Annotated in this window: 22 protein-coding genes; 7 read left to right on the top strand and 15 right to left on the bottom strand. The window is 59.7% G+C overall.

Annotated elements, in window-relative coordinates:
- Positions 1-16: 16 nt before the first annotated feature.
- Genes ACA071_RS14075 through ACA071_RS14045 form a run of 7 tightly spaced genes read right to left on the bottom strand, consistent with a single transcriptional unit; the run spans position 17 to position 6721 of the window.
- Positions 17-853 carry an amino acid ABC transporter ATP-binding protein gene (locus ACA071_RS14075; protein WP_497644901.1) on the bottom strand — a complete coding sequence of 279 codons (837 nt, stop codon included), beginning with the start codon at positions 851-853 and terminating at the stop codon, positions 17-19.
- Positions 840-1628 carry an amino acid ABC transporter permease gene (locus ACA071_RS14070; RefSeq protein WP_497644900.1) on the bottom strand — a complete coding sequence of 263 codons (789 nt, stop codon included), beginning with the start codon at positions 1626-1628 and terminating at the stop codon, positions 840-842. Before ACA071_RS14070 ends, ACA071_RS14075 begins: the two co-directional genes overlap by 14 nt.
- Positions 1618-2352: an amino acid ABC transporter permease gene (locus ACA071_RS14065; RefSeq protein ID WP_497644899.1), complete on the bottom strand. Its 735-nt coding sequence runs from the start codon at positions 2350-2352 to the stop codon at positions 1618-1620. Before ACA071_RS14065 ends, ACA071_RS14070 begins: the two co-directional genes overlap by 11 nt.
- The gene (locus ACA071_RS14060) at positions 2349-3560 is read right to left on the bottom strand and encodes an aminotransferase class I/II-fold pyridoxal phosphate-dependent enzyme (RefSeq protein ID WP_497644898.1); all 1212 of its coding nucleotides are present in this window, start codon (positions 3558-3560) and stop codon (positions 2349-2351) included. The genes ACA071_RS14065 and ACA071_RS14060 overlap by 4 nt, the downstream gene beginning before the upstream one ends.
- Positions 3557-4981: an FAD-binding oxidoreductase gene (locus ACA071_RS14055; RefSeq protein WP_497644897.1), complete on the bottom strand. Its 1425-nt coding sequence runs from the start codon at positions 4979-4981 to the stop codon at positions 3557-3559. Before ACA071_RS14055 ends, ACA071_RS14060 begins: the two co-directional genes overlap by 4 nt.
- Positions 4978-5829 (bottom strand): transporter substrate-binding domain-containing protein, encoded by an 852-nt coding sequence (locus ACA071_RS14050; protein WP_497644896.1) that lies wholly within the window; start codon positions 5827-5829, stop codon positions 4978-4980. Before ACA071_RS14050 ends, ACA071_RS14055 begins: the two co-directional genes overlap by 4 nt.
- Before the next feature lie 49 nt (positions 5830-5878).
- Positions 5879-6721: a transporter substrate-binding domain-containing protein gene (locus ACA071_RS14045; RefSeq protein ID WP_497644895.1), complete on the bottom strand. Its 843-nt coding sequence runs from the start codon at positions 6719-6721 to the stop codon at positions 5879-5881.
- A gap of 243 nt (positions 6722-6964) precedes the next feature.
- On the opposite strand from ACA071_RS14045, the gene ACA071_RS14040 reads away from it, so the two are divergent.
- Positions 6965-7816 (top strand): LysR substrate-binding domain-containing protein, encoded by an 852-nt coding sequence (locus ACA071_RS14040; RefSeq protein WP_497644894.1) that lies wholly within the window; start codon positions 6965-6967, stop codon positions 7814-7816.
- A 151-nt stretch (positions 7817-7967) separates the two neighbouring features.
- On the opposite strand, the gene ACA071_RS14035 is transcribed toward ACA071_RS14040, so the two are convergent.
- Both ACA071_RS14035 and ACA071_RS14030 read right to left on the bottom strand, forming a co-directional pair.
- Positions 7968-8165 (bottom strand): YbdD/YjiX family protein, encoded by a 198-nt coding sequence (locus ACA071_RS14035; protein WP_201119648.1) that lies wholly within the window; start codon positions 8163-8165, stop codon positions 7968-7970.
- Between the two features lie 15 nt (positions 8166-8180).
- Positions 8181-10238 (bottom strand): carbon starvation CstA family protein, encoded by a 2058-nt coding sequence (locus tag ACA071_RS14030; RefSeq protein WP_497644893.1) that lies wholly within the window; start codon positions 10236-10238, stop codon positions 8181-8183.
- Between the two features lie 277 nt (positions 10239-10515).
- On the opposite strand from ACA071_RS14030, the gene ACA071_RS14025 reads away from it, so the two are divergent.
- Entirely contained in the window at positions 10516-11889 is a 1374-nt protein-coding gene (locus tag ACA071_RS14025) for a cache domain-containing protein (protein ID WP_497644892.1), read from the top strand.
- Entirely contained in the window at positions 11889-12521 is a 633-nt protein-coding gene (locus tag ACA071_RS14020; RefSeq protein ID WP_497644891.1) for a response regulator, read from the top strand. Before ACA071_RS14025 ends, ACA071_RS14020 begins: the two co-directional genes overlap by 1 nt.
- A 201-nt stretch (positions 12522-12722) precedes the next feature.
- Here the strand turns inward: ACA071_RS14020 and ACA071_RS14015 are convergent, their stop codons facing one another.
- Positions 12723-12938, bottom strand: a complete 216-nt coding sequence (locus ACA071_RS14015; protein ID WP_034150404.1) for a TOBE domain-containing protein — start codon at positions 12936-12938, stop codon at positions 12723-12725.
- A gap of 364 nt (positions 12939-13302) precedes the next feature.
- Positions 13303-14505 carry an NAD(P)/FAD-dependent oxidoreductase gene (locus tag ACA071_RS14010; protein ID WP_497644890.1) on the bottom strand — a complete coding sequence of 401 codons (1203 nt, stop codon included), beginning with the start codon at positions 14503-14505 and terminating at the stop codon, positions 13303-13305.
- A gap of 285 nt (positions 14506-14790) precedes the next feature.
- Here ACA071_RS14010 and ACA071_RS14005 point away from each other — a divergent pair, with 285 nt between their 5' ends.
- Positions 14791-15345: an RrF2 family transcriptional regulator gene (locus ACA071_RS14005; protein WP_497644889.1), complete on the top strand. Its 555-nt coding sequence runs from the start codon at positions 14791-14793 to the stop codon at positions 15343-15345.
- A gap of 69 nt (positions 15346-15414) precedes the next feature.
- Here the strand turns inward: ACA071_RS14005 and ACA071_RS14000 are convergent, their stop codons facing one another.
- Complete coding sequence (locus ACA071_RS14000) at positions 15415-15750, bottom strand: hypothetical protein (protein ID WP_497644888.1); 336 nt, start codon at positions 15748-15750, stop codon at positions 15415-15417.
- A gap of 164 nt (positions 15751-15914) precedes the next feature.
- Between ACA071_RS14000 and ACA071_RS13995 the strand changes: the two genes are divergently transcribed.
- Together ACA071_RS13995 and osmE are read left to right on the top strand one after the other, a co-directional pair.
- Entirely contained in the window at positions 15915-16154 is a 240-nt protein-coding gene (locus tag ACA071_RS13995) for a hypothetical protein (protein ID WP_497644887.1), read from the top strand.
- A 13-nt stretch (positions 16155-16167) separates the two neighbouring features.
- Positions 16168-16539, top strand: coding sequence for an osmotically-inducible lipoprotein OsmE (osmE, locus tag ACA071_RS13990; protein ID WP_497644886.1), 372 nt, complete (start codon positions 16168-16170; stop codon positions 16537-16539).
- Positions 16540-16590: 51 nt separating this feature from the next.
- Here osmE and ACA071_RS13985 read toward each other — a convergent pair whose 3' ends face one another.
- Positions 16591-16782 carry a DUF2188 domain-containing protein gene (locus tag ACA071_RS13985; RefSeq protein ID WP_497644885.1) on the bottom strand — a complete coding sequence of 64 codons (192 nt, stop codon included), beginning with the start codon at positions 16780-16782 and terminating at the stop codon, positions 16591-16593.
- Positions 16783-16993: 211 nt separating this feature from the next.
- On the opposite strand from ACA071_RS13985, the gene ACA071_RS13980 reads away from it, so the two are divergent.
- On the top strand, positions 16994-17356 hold the full coding sequence (locus ACA071_RS13980) for an NUDIX hydrolase (RefSeq protein ID WP_497644884.1): 363 nt from the start codon (positions 16994-16996) through the stop codon (positions 17354-17356).
- Positions 17357-17487: 131 nt separating this feature from the next.
- On the opposite strand, the gene ACA071_RS13975 is transcribed toward ACA071_RS13980, so the two are convergent.
- Together ACA071_RS13975 and ACA071_RS13970 are read right to left on the bottom strand one after the other, a co-directional pair.
- Positions 17488-17730 carry a DUF1652 domain-containing protein gene (locus ACA071_RS13975; protein WP_497644883.1) on the bottom strand — a complete coding sequence of 81 codons (243 nt, stop codon included), beginning with the start codon at positions 17728-17730 and terminating at the stop codon, positions 17488-17490.
- Between the two features lie 119 nt (positions 17731-17849).
- A complete protein-coding gene (locus ACA071_RS13970) occupies positions 17850-18749 on the bottom strand; it encodes a polysaccharide deacetylase family protein (protein ID WP_497644882.1) in 900 nt (299 codons plus the stop codon).
- Between the last annotated feature and the right edge of the window lie 73 nt (positions 18750-18822).

Below are 18822 nucleotides of genomic sequence, written 5' to 3'. Positions count from 1 at the left end.
AATTAGCTCCTCGGTGTTACACGGACAGGCTGTAGCGGCTCAGGTTGGTCAACAGGTACGGATCATTGGCAGTCGCCGGGCGGCGGCCCGGATCACCCAAGGCATGGCGCAAAAACTCTTGGGTGCGTTCGCTGCTCGGGTGCTGGAAGATTTGCGCGGCGCTGCCGTGTTCGACGATCACGCCGTTTTCGGTGAAGTAGACGATGTCGCTGATTTCTTCGGCGAAGCGCATTTCGTGGGTCACCAGCACGCAGGTCATGCCCTCTTCAGTCAGCTCGCGAATCACCGTCAGCACTTCGCCGACGGTTTCCGGATCGAGGGCGGAGGTCACTTCATCGAACAGAATCAATTCCGGGCGCATGGCCAAGGCGCGGGCGATTGCTACTCGCTGCTGCTGACCGCCGGACAACTGCCCCGGATAAGCGTCGGCCTTGTGCTCCATGCGCACTTTGGCCAGCAGGGACCGGGCTTCTTTCTCGGCGTCGGCCCGGTTGCGTCCCAGCACCTTGCGCGGCGCAATCACCAGGTTTTCCAGCACCGACAAATGCGGGAACAGGTTGTACTGCTGGAACACAAAGCCCACACGTTTACGCAACTCGATGCGCTGGGCCTCCTTGGCCAAGGTGTGCACCTCGGTGCTGCCGACGCGGATGCTGCCGCGCTGGGGCTGCAACAGGCCGGTGATGCAGCGCAGGATCGTCGATTTGCCAGAGCCGGACGGGCCGATGATCGATACGGCCTGGCCGCGATGGACGTCGAGGTCGATGCCCTTGAGCACCGGGTTGGCGCCGAACGACAGGTGCAGATCGCGCAGGCTGACCAGGGGCTCGGCGACGGTTTCAATAGAAGGCATAACGTCGCTCCAGGCGTTGGGTCAGTCGGGAAATCGGGTAGCAATAGGCAAAGAACAACACCAGCAGGCTCAGGTAAATCACCACGGTGAAACCGGTCAGGTTCACGGTGTTGCTGGCGATCTGCGCGGTGTCGATCACATCATGTACGCCCACCAGCGAAGCCAGCGCCGTGCCCATGGTGATCACCGCGTAGAGGTTCATCCACGGCGGCAACATGCGTTTGAAGCACTGCGGCAGGATGATCGAGCGGAAAATCTGCCCTCGGGTGAAGGCCAGGGACCGCGCGGCTTCCCATTGGGTGCTGGGGATCGAGTCGATGGCGCCACGGAAGATTTCCGCGACGTTGGCGCTCGCCGGCAAGGCCAGGCCAATGGTGACCTTGACCCAGTCCGGGAACGAGACGTAGGTGCTGCCGAGCTTGATCTCGAACGGGAACACGTAGGTGGTGAAATAGATCAGCACCAGCCACGGTGCGTTGCGAAAAATCTGCACCCAGATCTGCGCCGGCAAGCGCAACAGACGCAGCGGCGACACCGCCAGCGCACCCACCAACAACCCGAGCACCGAGCCCAGGCCGATCGCCACCAGGCTGATCAGAATGTTCTGGCCAAAGCCCACGGCCAGGGCCGGCGACCATTGCAGCAAGGCCTTGAACACCGGACTTTGCGGTGCGAAATACAGAAGAAAGTGCACAGCGCCAGCCAACAACAGCAACTTGCCGACATGCCGGCGCGGCCAGGCCAGCGGTGCGCTGACGGACGATTCAATGGCCATAGCCGGGCATCCTCAGGCGCGCTTCAAGCAGACGCCCCACACAATTGACGATAAAACTCAGCAGGCCGAAAAAGCTCAGGATCAGGATCATCAGCTCCAGCACGTTGTCGCTTTGGGTCCAGATCATGATCGCCGCGTAGGTGATGTCGCCCACGGCGATGGCCGAGGCCACGGCGGTCATCTTCACCAGGTCGATCAGGTTGTTGATCAGCGAAGGCAAGGCAAAACGCAACGCCAGCGGCAGTTGCACATTCAATAGCAACTGACGGCTGCTGAACGCCAGGGAGCTGGCGGCTTCCAGGGTTACCGCCGGCACCGCCTCGATGCCGGCGCGCAAGGCTTCGGCGTGGAACGCGCCCTTGTGCAACGAGATCACGATCACTACCCAAGCGAACGGCGTTAGCGGGTTGGCCGCGCCGACGGCCTGGGTCAGCAGCATGTTCAACACCAGGAAGGCGCAATACAGTTGCACCAGGGTCGGCGTGTTGCGGGTGACTTCGATGAACACCCGCGCCGGTCTGGCCAGCCAGGGTTTGCCCGAGGTCAGCATCGCCGCCAAGCCGACACCCGCCAACAAGCTACCGACGATGGTGAATAGGCACAGCAGCGCGGTGGTCAGCGCGCCTTGCTCCAATGTGCCGCGCTGGTAGGCGTCCAGAAGGAAGTTGTAATTGAGGCCGAACCCGGCGGTCCAGTGGACGAACAGCTCCAACAGATGACTCATGCTTCGCCCCGCAATTGCCCGCAGGCGTGGGCGATGCGGCGGCCGGCTTCGGCGACACTGTCGGTTGCGGTGGCGATGGAAAGACGGAACCACGGCGACAAGCCGTAAGCGCTGCCTGCTACTCCGGCGACGCCCTCCTCCAGCAAGTACGCGATGACATCGGCGTCACTGTTGAGGCGGATTCCGTTCGGGCGATAACGCCCCAACAAACCTTCACAGCGCACGAACACGAAAAAACCGCCCTGAGGCTCAAGCACCTCCAGCCCGTCCACTTCGCTTAAGGCACTGACCAGTAAATCTCGCCGTTGCTGATAGGCCGCAACCTGTTCCGGCAAGAAATCCAGCCCGCCATCGAAGGCTGCCAACGCGGCGGCTTGTCCGACCGAAGAAGCCCCGGAGGTTGATTGCGATTGCACCACTGCCATCGCACTGGTCAACGGTTGTGGCCCGGCACCAAAACCAATGCGCCAACCGGTCATGGCGTAGGTCTTGGACACCCCGCCCACCAACAGGCAACGCGGCTGTAAATCCGGCGCGACGTTGAGCAGGCTCTGCGCTGGTTGGCCATCAAAACGGATATGTTCGTAGAGTTCATCCAACAGAATCAGCACCTGCGGATGCCGACGCAGCACTTCGGCCAAGCCTTGCAACTCGCTGGCGCTGTAGACCGCGCCGCTCGGGTTGCCGGGGCCGTTGAGAATCAGCCAGCGGGTTCGCTCGCCAATGTTCTGTTCAAGCTGTTGCGGCGTCAGTTTGCAGCCTTGCACCAACCCGCACTCGATAAACACCGGCTCGCCGCCATTGAAACGCACGCTGTCCGGGAACGACGGCCAGTACGGGGTCGGCACCAGCACTTCGTCGCCGTCATCAAGGGTCGCGGCGAAGGCGTTGAAGATGATCTGCTTGGCGCCGTTGGCAATCACGATGGATTCCAATGGGTAATCCAGCCGATTTTCGCGCTGGAGTTTGCGTTGCACCGCGATCCGTAACGCCTTCACTCCCGGCGTCGGTGTGTACTTGGTGGCGCCAGCGGCGATGGCAGCGTAAGCCGCTTGTTTGATGTGTTCCGGGGTGTCGAAATCCGGCTCGCCGGTGGTCAGGTCGAGGATGTCGCGACCGGTTTCGCGCAATGCCGTGGCTTGGGATTTGGCCGCCGCGTTGGCCGACAGCGATACGCGCTGCACGCGTTTGGACAGGCGCAGATTCATGGCTTGGATACCTCCACGACCTTGCCCGGATTGAGCAGGTTTTTCGGGTCCAGGGCGTGCTTGATCCGGCGCATCAGGTCGAGTTCGACCGGGCTCTTGTAGCGCTCCAGCAAACCGACTTTGCGCTGGCCGATGCCGTGTTCGGCGCTGATCGAGCCGCCGTGGGCATGGGCGCTGTCGTGGACCAACAGGCTGAGCGCCGCGTAGTTCGCCATGTGCGCCTCAACCGTCGAATCCAGTGGATGCGCGACGTTGTAATGCAGGTTGCCGTCGCCCAAATGGCCGAAGGTGAAATTCCGCACACCGGGAAAATGCTTCTGCAGCAGCCCATCGGTGTGGGCGACGAACGCCACAACCTGGGAAATCGGCACCGAGATGTCGTGCTTCATGTTGCGACCAGCACGTTTTTGCGCCTCGCTCATGTTCTCCCGAAGCAGCCACAGACCTTCGCTCTGGGCCAGGCTTTCGGCGATCAGCGCATTGGCCAACAGCTCCTGCTCAAAGGCTTCGCCCAGCACCGTTTCGAAGGCTTCGCGGGCGTGGCTTTCGCTGTGGTTGTCGGAGAGTTCCAACAGCGCAAACCACGGCTGCACCGCGCCGAGAAACGGTTGCGGGCCTTGGGGAAATTGTTCGCGCAGCAACGCCAGGCAATCGGCGCTGAGCAATTCGAATGCGGTCAGGCTGGCACCGAAACCGGCGCGGGCATGGGACAGGAACGCCACCGCTTGGGCCAACGAGTCGAAGGCCAACAACGCCGTAGCCTGGGCCTTGGGCAGCGGAAAGAGTTTTAGGGTCGCGGCGGTGATAATGCCGAGGGTGCCTTCGCTGCCGATAAACAGGTCTCGCAGATCGTAGCCGGTGTTGTCCTTGCGCAAACCGCGCAGGCCATTCCAGATTTCGCCCTGAGCGGTGACCACTTCCAGGCCCAACGTCAGCTCGCGGGTGTTGCCATAACGCAGCACTGCGGTGCCACCGGCGTTCGTGCCGAGGTTGCCGCCAATCGTGCAGCTGCCTTCGGCGCCGAGACTCAGCGGGAACAGGCGCCCAGCGTTGCGCGCCACGTCCTGCACGGTTTGCAGAATGCAGCCGGCCTCGACGGTCAGGGTGTCGTTGTCGGTGTCTACGGCTCGAATGCGATTTAGCCGATCGAGCAACAGCAACACGGCGCGACCACTGGCGTCCGGGGTCGCACCGCCCATCAAACCGGTGTTGCCGCCCTGCACCACCATCGGCGTGTCATTGGCCACGCAGGCGCGGACCACCGCCGCGACTTCCTCGGTGTTGGCCGGGTGCACGGCGGCGATCACTTGGCCGACGTAGCGACCCTGCTTGTCCGTCAGGTACGGCGCAGCCTCTTCGCTGCTTTGCACATGACTGGCGCCGAGCAATTGCTGCAATGTCTCGAACAACCCCTGACTCATGGCTGAACCGCCAGTGGTGCGGCGTTTCGATATTGCTCATGCAGATCACGCAGGGCTTGGGACGGCGCCATGCCGGTGCGCTCACCCAAGGCGATCAGCCAGCCGCTGCGATGCCAGTCGCGGACGATGGCATCGAGTTTGGCCTGGGTATCGTGCTCGCCCTTGCGAATCCAGATCACCGAGTTCGACGGGATCAGATCCCCCGGCAGCGGAATTTCATAACCGGCCCATTCGGCATCACTCAACAACGCATGCATGGTCGGGCTGACATGCACCGCCGCCACGCAACCGTTACCGCGCAGGGACAACAGCGATTCCGACTGGCTGCGGAAGGCCTTGATCTCGGCGCCGTAGGTTTCCTGCAACGGCTTGATGAAGTTACTGCCCTGGGACACGCACACCGGTTTGCCCTTCAGGTCGGCCCACTGGGTGATGCCCGCGCCCTTGCGAATCAGTGCGGCGCCGCCGACTTCTTCATAGGGCGTCGGCACGTAGTCGAGAATCTCGGCGCGCTCTTCAGTGAACTGCATGTTGGCGATCAGAATGTCGACCTTGCCCTGTTGCAGGAACTGCACGCGGTTCGGTGCCAGGACGGAAACAGTCTTGGCTTCAACCCCGAGCGCCTTGCCGATGCCTTTGGCCAGTTCAACGTTGTAGCCCAAGTGTTCGCCGGTCTTCGGGTCAATGGTGCCAAATGGCGGGCCACTGAGAATCACCCCGACGTTTATGACGTGGCGTTGCTCGATCTTGTCCAGGGTGGCGTCGGCCTGAGCGAAGTTGGCGGCCAGCGTGGCGCACCCGGCCAGGCACAGGGTGGTCAGGGTTCTAGCGGAAAAAAGTGGCTTCATGCACGGCTACCTTGAGCGACGGTCGGTGGAAAACGATGAAGTGCCGGGCTCAGGCGCCGTTGGCCTGGAATTGTTTCTGCAACTCGACCAACGCCGGGGATGCCGGGGTGATGTGGTTGCGGGTCTGGGCTTCGATCAGCCAGCCGCTGCGGTGCAGTTCCTTGATGATCGGATCGAGTCTGGCCTGGGTGTCGCTTTCGCCACGACGGGTCCAGATCACCGACGGCGCGGGGTTCAGTTCCGGCTCGATGGCGCGGTAGCCCTGCCATTCGGCGGTGTCGGCGATCAATGGATTGATCAGCGTGGCGTCGTGCACGGCGGCGACGCAGTTGTTGCCGCGCAGAGCCAGCAAGGATTCCGACGAACTCTTGAATGCCTTGATCTCGGCACCCAACTCGGTCAGCGGCTTGACGTAGCTGCTGCCCTGGGAGGTGCAGACTGGTTGGTTCTTCAGGTCTTCCCAGCGAGTGATCTTGCTGTCCTTAAGCACGGCGGCGGTGCCACCGACGCGGTAGAACGGCGTCGGCACAAAGCCGAGGATTTCACCGCGGTCGGTGGTCCATTCCATGTTGGCGATCAGCAAATCGACTTTGCCCTGTTGCAGGAACTGCACGCGGTTGGCGGGAAGTACCGGCACCAATTGCACTTCGGCGCCGAGTTGTCGGCCCAGCTCGTTAGCGAGGTCGACGTTCAAGCCGCGAGGTTTCTGGCTGGTGGGATCGATCCCGCCAAACGGGCCGCCGGACAGCAGCACGCCGACCACCAACACATGGCGTTGCTCAATCTTGTCGAGGGTGGCATCGGCCTGGGCGGCGCTGATGCCGGACAAGGAGATCAAGGCGCCCAGCATCACAGGCAACAATCGTTTTACGGGTGAGCGCTCGAACAACATGGATTTCCCCTCATGGATGATCGGCGTACCCCGACCTGATGAGTGGGCATCCTGGGTACAGCGTTGAGGTAACGGAAATACAAATATCTAATATCGTTATAACTTGCGGTGTTTCTGCTCAGAGCAAAATGCTTATAACCCCGACTTTATTGGCATCAACCGTCATTCGATAAAATTTCTGGCAGCCAACACATAAAAATATGTAATGTTTAGCTTCCTGCCCTTGATATAAAAAGCAGCCCCATGTCGACCCTCGATCTCGAATTACTGCGCACCTTCATTGCCGTGGTCGACCACCACAGTTTTGCCGAAGCCGGCGCGCAACTGGCCCGCACGCAATCGTCGGTTACCCAGCACATGCAACGCCTGGAGCAACAGGTGGGCGTGAGCCTGTTCGAGAAGCGCGGGCGGCAAAAGCAGCTCACGGAGGCCGGTCAGCAGTTGTTACGCCATGCCCGGCAGATGCTTTCACTCAACGACGACGCGCTCAATTCCCTGCGTGAAAGCAGCTTGAGCGGCGTGCTGCGCATCGGTTCGCCCCACGACATCGCCGACACCATCCTGCCGCCGATGCTCAGCCACATCGCCCGCTCAGCACCGCGTTTACGTCTGGAGATCGATGTCGGGCGCAGTCCGTTTTTGATGGATGACCTGCACCGGGGCAAGGTCGATATGGTGATTTCCACCCGCGCCGATCCGAGTCTTGAAGGCTTCGCCCTGCGCACCTCGCCGGTGTGGTGGATCTGCTCGGCGCAGTACATCCACAACCCTGGCGAACCGTTGCCGCTGATTCTGGTGGATGAGCCAAGCATCTATCGGCGTTATGCGCTGGAGGCTTTGGAACGGGCGAACATTCCCTGGCGCCAGGCGTACCTGGCGTCGAACCTGATCGGGATCAAGGCCGCCACTCGCGCAGGGTTGGGCGTGACCCCAAGAAGCATGGAAATGCTCGGGCCGGACATGCGGGTACTGGGGGAAAACGATGGGTTGCCGAGGTTGCCGGACGTGACGTATCACTTGTGGATTCGGCCGAATACGGTGAATCCGCTGGTGCGGCGGGCTTATGAATTGATCAAAAGCAATCAGGGGCACTGACACCAAAAAACGAAATTGTAGGAGCCAGGCTTGCCGGCGATGGCGTCCTCAAGATCGCTATCGCGGGCAAGCCCTGCCCCTACAGAAGTCATGTTTACCGGCGAAGGCGTCCTGAAGATCGCTTTCGCCGGCAAGCCTGGCTCCTACAGGTTTAACAACACTTCGGCCCAGCCTTACTCCCGTAACGCGCTTCCTGACGTTCCCGGAAGAACATCTCATAGCTCATCACCGGTTTGTCCGGGTGTTTGGTTTGCATATGCTCGACGTAGTTGTCGTAGTCGGGCATGCCGACCATCAGACGCGCGGCCTGACCGAGGTATTTACCGAGGCGACTCAGGTCATTGAACATGGTTGCAATCCTCGATCACGCGTCCGGCACAGCCTGGAAGGGCGACTCTTTATCCGTGCGTTCTTTGCTGCCCCAAGCGGCGATGCCAACCTTGAGCGCATAGAACAGGATGCTGAACACCACGAACAGGAACAGCGCGGTCAACGTTGCGTTGGTATACGCGTTGTAGATCACGTGCTGCATCTGGTTGATGTCCTTGGCCGGGGCGAGAATCTGGCCGTTGGCCAAGGCGTCGCTGTATTTCTTGGCCAGGGCCAGGAAGCCGATCGCAGGATTCGCGTCGAACAGCTTGATGAAGCCCGCCGTCGTGGTGCAGATCAGCAGCCACACGGCTGGCAGCATGGTCACCCAGATGTAGCGCTGGCGTTTCATTTTGATCAGCACAACCGTGGCGAGCATCAACGCGATGCCGGCGAGCATCTGGTTGGAGATGCCGAACAGCGGCCACAAGGTGTTGATGCCGCCCAGTGGATCGATCACGCCTTGGTAGAGCAAGTAGCCCCACATCGCGACACAACCGGCAGTGGCAATCAGGTTGGCGGTCCAGGATTCCGTGCGTTTGAGCGCCGGGACAAAGGAGCCGAGCAAGTCCTGCAGCATGAAACGTCCGGCTCGGGTGCCGGCATCGACGGCGGTCAGGATGAACAGCGCTTCAAACAGGATCGCGAAGTGGTACCAGAACGCCATGGTGTTCTCACCTGGCAACACGCTGTGCAGAATCTGCGCGATACCCACCGCCAGGGTCGGTGCACCGCCGGCACGGGCGAGGATGGTGGTTTCACCGATGTCATGGGCCACCGCTTGCAGGGCTTCCGGAGTAATCGCAAAACCCCAGCTGCTGACGGTTTGTGCCACTTGAATCACATCACCACCGACCACGGCAGCAGGGCTGTTCATGGCGAAGTACACGCCCGGCTCGATCACCGAAGCAGCAACCATGGCCATGATGGCGACAAAGGATTCCATCAGCATGCCGCCGTAACCGATGTAACGGGCATGGCCTTCGCTGGCGAGCAGTTTCGGCGTGGTGCCGGAGGCGATCAGCGCGTGGAAACCCGAGACCGCGCCACAAGCGATGGTGATGAACAGGAACGGGAACAGACCGCCCTTCCACACCGGCCCGGTGCCATCGATGAATTGGGTCAGCGCCGGCATTTTCAGCTCAGGCATGGTGATCAGGATCCCGACCGCCAACGCCAGGATGGTGCCGATTTTCAGGAAGGTCGACAGGTAGTCACGCGGCGCGAGGATCAGCCAAACGGGCAGCACGGCGGCAACAAAACCATAACCGATCAGCATCCAGGTGATCTGCACACCGGTAAAGCTGAAGACCTTGGCCCAGGCTGGATCAGCAGCAATCTGCCCGCCCACGAAGATCGAACCGAGCAGCAACGCCACGCCGATCACCGAGATTTCACCAATGCGGCCCGGGCGGATGTAGCGCATGTACACGCCCATGAACATCGCGATCGGGATGGTCGCCATCACCGTGAACATGCCCCACGGGCTATCGGCCAGGGCCTTGACCACGATCAGCGCCAGCACCGCTAGGATGATGATCATGATCAGGAAGCAGCCAAACAGCGCGATGGTCCCGGGGATGCGGCCCATTTCTTCACGGACCATGTCACCCAGGGAGCGACCGTTGCGGCGGGTGGAGAGGAACAGGACCATGAAGTCCTGAACCGCACCGGCAAATACCACACCGGCAATCAGCCACAGCGTACCGGGCAAGTAGCCCATCTGCGCCGCCAACACCGGACCGACCAAAGGCCCCGCGCCAGCAATCGCCGCGAAGTGGTGACCGAAAAGGATGTGTTTGTTGGTCGGGACGTAGTCCAGGCCATCATTGTTGAGTACGGCGGGAGTGGCTCGATTGGGATCGAGTTGCATCACCTTGTTGGCGATGAACAGGCTGTAATAGCGGTAGGCAACGAGGTAGATGGCGATGGCGGCGACGACGATCCAGAGGGCGTTGATCGCTTCGCCGCGGCGCAGGGCCACAACACTCAGCGCAATCGCTCCAATGACAGCCACGACAAACCAGGCGAGGTGTTTAACCAGACGGGTCATTGCGTGTCTCCTGCCGGCAGTCCGATAGGCCGCGGCGATAATTTTTATAATGGTGCCCGTTATACGAGCCCGCCTAATATCCGCGCATGTCGCCACCAGCGGAATCCGCAGTACTACGTAAGGCCCTTCTACGTAGTACTACGCAGACCGGGTTTATCCATTAGTCCGACGGCGCTTGGCACTGGCGAAGTGCAGGTCTTTTTGGCCTATCATGCCCCCACCACGACACCCACCAACGGCCCTGCCGCACCGTCGCCCGGTCTGGACAGGAGTAGATATGCAGCTCAAACACAAAATTGTTGCCCTGGGCATTCTGCCGCTGATCCTGGCGATTGCGGTCATTTGCGCCTTGGTCATGTTCCAGAATCGACAGCTGGGCGAACAGCAGGCGCAGTTGATCGAGGACAGCATTCTCGCCAGCAAACGCGCGGAGCTGAAAAACTACGTGGAAATGGCCAAGAGCCTGATCGAGCCGCTGTATGACGATGGCCACGGCGATGCTGTGGCCCAGCAGCGGGTGCTCGAAGAACTGCGAAAACTCAGCTTCGGGGTCGATGGCTATTTCTTCGTTTACGACCGCCAGGGCCGCAGCCTGATGCACGCGCGGCAATCGGAACTGGTGGGCAAATACCTGTGGGACATGACCGATCCCCACGGCCTGCCGGTGATTCAGGCGTTGCTGAAAAGCGCCGAATCCGGCGCCGGGTTCCAACGCTACGCCTGGAAAAAACCCTCGACCGGCGCGGTCACCGACAAGCTCGCCTACGTCGTCATGCTGGACCGCTGGGGCTGGATGCTCGGCACCGGCATCTACCTCGAAGACGTCGAACAGGCGACCCAACAAGCCCGAGATGAAGTCGCCAATGGTATCCACGGCACCATGCTGGCCATCGCGGCGGTGGCGCTGATTGCCGTGCTGCTGGTGTTTATCAGCGGCATGACCCTGAACGTCAGCGAACATCGCCTGGCCGACAAAAAACTGCAGCGACTGAATCAGCGCATCGTCAGCTTGCAAGAAGAGGAACGCTCACGGGTCTCCCGTGAACTGCATGACGGCATCAGCCAGTTGCTGGTCTCGATCAAGTTTCAGTTCGAATTGGCCAGTCACCTGATCGAGGCCGGTCGGGACAATGGCCTGGACATTTTGCGCGAGGCCACAGAACGCCTGGGCAGTGCCATCGGCGAGGTACGGAGCATTTCCCATGACTTGCGTTCATCCCTGCTCGATACCCTGGGCCTGCCGGCCGCCATCGGCCAGTTGGCCGCCGAGTTCCAGCAGCGCAGTGGTCTGCAAGTGAACTATGAAAGCGACCTGATCGATTGCGATCTGGTGGACGGTGCGGCCGTCGCCGTGTTCCGCATCGCCCAGGAAGGGCTGACCAACATTGAACGACATGCCCAGGCCAGCACGGTGTCGATCACACTGCAGGGATCGCCGCAGGCATTGCGACTGATCGTGGTGGATGACGGCATCGGCTTTAACGTCAATCGAGTCGACCGCCTGAACGCCGGTATCGGCCTGCGCAATATCCGTGAGCGGGTCGAGCACTTCGGTGGCCGACTCGACCTGCATTCCACGCCGGGCCGAAGTGAACTGAATGTTCTGCTGCCCTTGAGCGAGACGGCCAACACAATAAGAGAAATGACTTGATGAGCCTGCCCTTCCCGATCCGTGTCGCCCTGGTCGACGATCATTCACTGGTGCGTGACGGCATTCGCGCCTTGCTGGCGGTGGTGGATTTTCTCGCCATCGTCGGCGAGGCCGACAGCGGTGCGAGCGCGGTCGACATGGTCCGCGAAACCCAACCCGATTTGCTGTTAGTGGATATTGGCCTCAAGGACATGAACGGCCTGGAGCTGACCCGGCTGCTGCGCCGCGAACACCCGTCGATCAAGATCCTGATCCTCAGCATGTACGACAACAACGAGTACGTGAGCGAGTCGGTGCGCTCGGGCGCCAGCGGCTACGTGCTGAAGAATTCCCCATCCCGCGAAATCATCGCGGCCATCGAGGCGATTGCCAGTGGCGGAACGTTCTACAGCGCCGAAATCGCCCAGAAGCTGGCGGCTGACCGGCCGGCCGACAACGAGCTGACCCCGCGAGAGAGCGAGGTGCTGTGCAAAATGGTGTTGGGGCTGAACAACAAGGAAATGGCCCGGGAACTCGACATCAGCGTACGCACGGTCGAAACCCATCGCCTGAGCATCCGCCGCAAACTGAATATTGATAAGCCGGCGGCGTTGCTTAATTACGCGATTGAGCGTGGGTTGATTTCCCGGTAGCAGAGATGCGGCTCGTAGCAGCTGTCGAGCTTGCGAGGCTGCGTTCGGCTGCGAAGCAGTCGTAAAACCTGAGCACGCGGTCTTCCTGAAACACCGCGTCGCCTGATGTCACGACTGCTTCGCAGCCGAACGCAGCCTCGTACCTCGGCAGCTGCTACAAGCGAACGCAGTCTTCGGCACAAAGAGCCTGCTCACTCAGTTTCAGAGCTTGGCAATCGACACTTCGGTGGACTTCACGAACGCAATCACTTCACTGCCAATCTTCAATTCCAGATCGCGCACGGAACGGGTAGTGATCACCGATGTGACGATGCCGGACGCGGTTTGCACGTCGATTTCCGAGACCACTTCACCTTCCAGGATTTCCTTGATAACGCCTTTGAACTGGTTACGAACGTTGATCGCTTTGATGGTCATGTTGAGGCTTCCTGTCTGATGTGGGGCAAAACCGCACTGAGGTGCAGGCCTTCAAAATGCACCGACAGGAGCGATAACAAAAGGAATAAATAATGATTTATATATTCCTTTTTAGAATATGAAGTATTTAACGATCAATACCCACAGAAACAAAAAGCAGCAACGAATGCCAAATCGCGGGCAAAAAAAAATCCCAGGCAGCTGATGGACGCCTGGGACTTAAAAATGCATAAACCGTGGTGGTGAACGCGGGGCGATATTAACCTACTAAAACACTTTGAAACAATATGTTTCTGCACACCGTTCGGTTAATTAAACGCGTAAGCCCTTATATATCAACACTATTTGTGCGGACTTCTATGCCTCAAGCAATCGGAATCAGAGGATCGGCGGCGGCCCACGCGGTCTCACGATTGGCGGCTGGCGGGTAAATCCACACGGTATTGATCTGGGTCTTCAGCGCCTTGCCTTCCTGTTTTACCAGTTTGACCTGACGATCCCAACCCTCGGTGTAGACCGCGCCCCAGGCGCCCAGGTCCAGGCATGTTACGTACTTGGGTTGGCTGTACGGCGTCGGGTCGACACCGAGCATCTGTGCGGCGACGTTGTTGCCGGCGTGACGGCCAAGAACGATGGCGTGCTGGCAGGTCATCAGCGCGTGGTTGCCGATGTCGTCGCTCGCCGCGTAGGCCACATCGCCTGTGGCGAAGATATCGTCCTGGCCGATGACTTGCAGGTGGGCGTCCACGTGCAGGCGGCCAAGGTGATCGCGTTCGCCTGGGATCTGCTCGGTCAAAGAGCTGGCTCGCACGCCAGTGGTCCAGATTACGGTTTTGGCTTCGATGCGCTGACCGTCGGCCAGGGTCACACCGTTTTCATCGACCGCTACGACCGACGATTTCAGCTGCCATTTAACGCCCAGCTCAGTGCTCGCCTCGGCAATGGACTGGCTGATTTCAGCGCCCATGGACGCGCCGACTTTTTCGCCGCGATCAATGATGATCACGTTGATGTCGGCGTGATGACCCAGGATTGCTCGCAGACGAGCGGGCATTTCAGTCGCAGTTTCAATCCCGGTGAAGCCGCCGCCAGCCACCACGACTGTGTTTCGAGCCTTGGTGTCTGGCAGGTTGGCCAGGGACTTTAGGTGGTTTTCCAGGCGCACGGCTTGCTCAATCTGGTCCACGTCGAATGCAAATTCGACCACCCCCGGAGTGTTCGGCGATGCGAGACGGCTGCCAGTAGCCAGAACAAGTTTGTCGTAGCTGAGCACCTGTTGGGCAGCCAATGCATCGATATAGCCGACGCGTTTTTGCTCGACATCGATGGTTTCGGCGGCGCCCTTGATGAACTTCACGCCCACCGCATCGAACAGCTCGCCAATCGGAGCGACCAGTTGATGAGCATTCGGTTCGTAGAAGCGCGGACGCACCCGAAGCTCCGCCTGAGGCGCCAGCACGGTCACTTCAACGCTGTCGTGCCCATGAATATCGAACAACCGCGTGGCGCTCAATGCCGTCCACATGCCACCGAAACCTGCGCCAATGACCAGAATCTGCAGTTTCATTTTTAACTCCGAGAGGAAAACCAGGTAGTGAAATTGTTCAGGGTTCCGACGGCTGCCTGACCGGATAACTACGACTGTATTGATCGCCTTTAATCTAAACAAGTCAACTTTACTGATCATTCCCATCGGCTTATCAGATTGGTTATCACAATCCTTCTACACCGGCACTCGTCGACCAAACAGGCCTTCAAAAAATAAACGGCAGCGCTTAACCGCCCGATGAAGCGCGTTGCCGCCCTCCTGTTCCGCTGCTAATATTTGCGACTATATTAGTCGGAGATCCCTATGTCTCTTTACAGCGCAGGTGTTGAGTACGGCATTCATTGCCTGCTTTTTCTGGTGGGCAACGGCGGCGATTCCCGCGAGGCGAGCGTGCGCGACCTCGCAGAGCTGCAAGGCGTACCGCTGGACTACCTGGCGAAAATCTTCACCAAACTGGCCAAGGCCAAACTGGTGGTGGCCACTGAAGGCGTACGCGGTGGTTTCAAACTGGCCAGGCCTGCGGATGAAATCACCCTGCTGGACATCGTCAACGCCATCGACGGCCAGAAGCTGATCTTCGATTGCCGGGAGATTCGTGGCCGTTGCGCCTTGTTCGAAGGCTCGGCGCCGGCCTGGGCGCTGGACGGCCACTGCGCGGTGCATGGGGCGATGATGACGGCGCAGAAACGCATGGAAGACGCCCTCGCCCAGACCGCCATTCTTGATCTGGCGAGAAAGGTCGGACGCAAGGCCCCGCCGGAGTTTTCCGGGCAGGTGGATGACTGGCTGGTGGATCGCCGGGAAAAGAAAAGCGGTGCAGGCTCAGAGCAGAGCATTGCGCTGACCGACATCACCTAGAACGTAAAAAAGCAGAAGCCGGAAAAATCCGGCTTCTGCTTTTTTTAGAATCGGCACCGCACTCGAGTCTTACAGACAGTCACGCACTGCCTGCCGCATCGCCGCCGATTTCGCCCAGGGTGGCCCCTGATACAGCGACACCCGGCTGCCGTCCTTAGATTTCACGATATCCAGAATCTCGTCCGCCGTGATGATGCTTGGCGCCGTCAGGCGATAGCCGTTGGAAATGGCCATCTGATTGGTTTTCGAAACCTGCTGCTGCCACAACGGCAATACGCACGCGACGTACTCCTTGGGAGGCTTGGCGCTGTACTTGCTGACATTGGGCTCGCCCGGCACCAGGGATGCGGGCAATGAACAGCCCGACAACATAGCCACCGCTACCCCCGTTATCAACATCCGCATGACGCTTCCTCATCCCGAAAAACGGCGAATGTAGCGCGTACCCGCACAGACATCCAGCGAACGATCGGCGAAAGCGACTTAACCGACGCACGCCCTTGCAAACGGAATACCCCACGCGTTAAACGGGACTAATCTTTCGTAGCGGGAATACACAGGAGGTCATCATGTGGCTTAACGAATCCGAGCAGGAACTTCGGCGCGATCTACAGACCGTAGCGTCAGATCTGCGGTGGTCGGCGGTAGAACTTTTACGCCTGGCCGAACTGTTTCGCCAGGCCGGCAATGAGGTGGACGCACAAGCAGTCCTGCGACTGCACGAGGTGTTCCAGGGGGACGAAGAACGACTGATAGCCTACGCCGAGGAAGTGAAGGCGCGGCACATCAGCCGGACGAAGGCTGACTAACCGGACCACTGCCATGAACAAGTCCCTGTTCGCATTGCTCGCCGTGCTGGCGACGTCGGGCGGTTGCAGCACCGATTCACACCTCTACCGCAACCAGCCGCTGGTCGTCAAAGTCGAGAGCGGCATGAGCAAGGATCAAGTCGAGCAGATCGGCGGCAAGCCCCTGGCGATCACCGATCGCACGGTGGAACCCGGCAGCTGTTTTGACTACAAGCTGACGCAGGACGGCCGCCAGCAACCCTACAACGTCAGTTTCAATGGCGCAGGCAAGGTTGATCACACCAGTTTCATGAGCTGTGCGGAGTGGAGTAATGCCCAACACAAAGCCAGGGAACCCTCCCACTCCACGAGTGGAATGGGCGGCATAGGTGGCAGCGGTTACTAGTCGCCGGACAATAAAAAGCCCCGAAACAGGCCGGGGCTACACACAAGTCGCCTACCGTTCAGGTGCCGGCCGTTTCGAGCGCGCCTTATAAGCCGGCAGAGACGCCGCGAAAGCCAATGCCTCTTCGCGGCTGGCAAAGGCGGCCAGGCGGTCACCTTTGGTGCACACCCGCCAGGGGCCATGGTTCACGCTGAGTACGTCGTAACCGTTCATGTGCATCTTGGTTAGCATTTCAATGCTCATAGTCACCTCCATTTGGGCAGTAAAAATCCAGGATTGACTGGCCTACCCTACACCCGCTCTTCGCTCAGGTGCCGACCAGACGTCGCGACATCCGGTTGCACTTTCGGCTTGCACGACAACTCCAACCCTTCGAATCACCGAAACACGGGGCCTCGGCTCGAATATTGCATTTTTATGACTGTTTTGTGACAGCCGGGCATTCAGGTAACACATGAAAGTACGCGCCACCGTTATTTGCGAACAAGACCGACACGTCCTCCTGGTGCGCAAGCCAAGGTGTCGCTGGACCTTGCCTGGCGGAAAAGTCGAGCCCGGCGAAACCAAAGTGGACGCAGCCATCCGGGAACTGGCGGAAGAAACCGGCCTTGGGGTCGATGGCATGCTGTATCTGATGGAGCTGGAAGACGGCAGCACCCGACACCATGTCTATGAAGCGTCGGTGGTGAACCTCGACGAGGTCCGGCCACAAAACGAGATTATCGACTGCCTATGGCATCCGTTGGACGCCATCCACAACCTGAAAATCAGCGACACCACGCTGCGGATCGTCAAGGCGTTTCAGCGTCGGTTATAAGGTCACGATGGGCCGGGATTGAATCATTGCTTGCAGATGGTTAATGAACGGGTACCAAGGGATTAGACGAGCGATGAATAACCTGTGGGAGCGAACAAGCTCACTCCCACAGGTTTTGTGTTTTGCTCGAATTAGCCTGCAAAGGCCCGGCGCCCCGCACGCATTTCAGTGCGAAGTTCGCCAATCAGGTTGGAAATGTCGCGAACCGTGGTCAGTCGCGATGGTGAGACATAGGGCAGCAACAGATCAATCCGCCCGGTGGCGAGGTCGTACACCTTGATCCGCAATGAGCCGTCGGAGTTCACCGTGCAGTCGCACGAGAGTGGACGAAAACCGGACTGCAAAATGCCGCAAAGTTCTGGAATTGAAACCATGACGGGTGCCTCCATGGCGATTGATCGGATCCAACTTGCTCAGCATAGATGCGCTTTCGCCAACCTGCGTCCGGAAATACCAATAATAAATGCGATCTGCTTAGCACTTTGGTGAGTATTTAATGGGAATCCCCGTCCCAGAGCCAATTCCAGATGCCTGGCAAACGCACCGATTCCGCACTTTCACTGACCGTGCGGGCCATCGCCGCTCGCTGCAATTGCCCTTGATCATCATAAAACGGCTTCGGCGCGGTTCTCACACCGGTGGCCTGGGCGCTGTCGAGCAGGATTTGCAGGTATTCACGTGTATGCCGGGCGGTGTAGCGATTGAGGTCGTGAAAGGTCACTACCACCGGAATCGCCCCGTCGACCGTGGGCAGTTCACCTTTCGCGATACGCTCGCGGACTTCGGACAACTGCCGCAGCATGTTCGCCCGACGCCGGGGGCTGGCGTTGAAACCCCAGATTTTGCCGTCATTGGCGCTCAGGTCGGTCAACAGCACGTGCATGCCATGCCGTTGATAGGCGGCGAAAGTGCGCTTGTCGTAATTCCAGAACGGCGGACGCACCAGGGTCGGCGGCGCCCCGGTGATAGCGGCGATGTCGGCACTGCCTTTGGTCAGGGACTGTTCCAGCTCTTCAGGGTCCAGCGAGCGATGATTGGTGTGCGAGTGGGTAGCGGTGTGAAAACCGAGGATTTGCCCTTGCGAGTGCTCGCGGTGCATGACCCGGCGCCCGATATCGCTATCGCCGGCCCGTGGCGCACCGGTCTGGACGAAGAACACCGCTTTGATATTCGGCTGCACCGGGTTTTGCGCGAGGCTCTCGAGTACGGTCTCGGTCGGGTTCCAGAAGCTCGACGCGCTGGGGCCGTCGTCAAAGGTCAGCAGGAAACGGATCGGCGGCAGCACCTGCAGACTCTGTTGTGTCTGGGGCGTCAGTTCGATGGGCGCCGCGATACAACCCGCCAGCCCGATAGCCAGGGCAAGCGCCGAAAGAACCTTGAACAGTTGCGTCATGTTTTGCCTTGGGCCAGACCATTGCGGTCATCACGTTAATGGCAAAAACCCCTCGCCCGGTGATCCTCCAATC

The sequence above is a fragment of the Pseudomonas sp. LBUM1646 genome (assembly GCF_059716165.1).
Note: the sequence above shows the minus strand (reverse complement) of the source record. Positions and strands in the feature narration are given on the sequence as shown.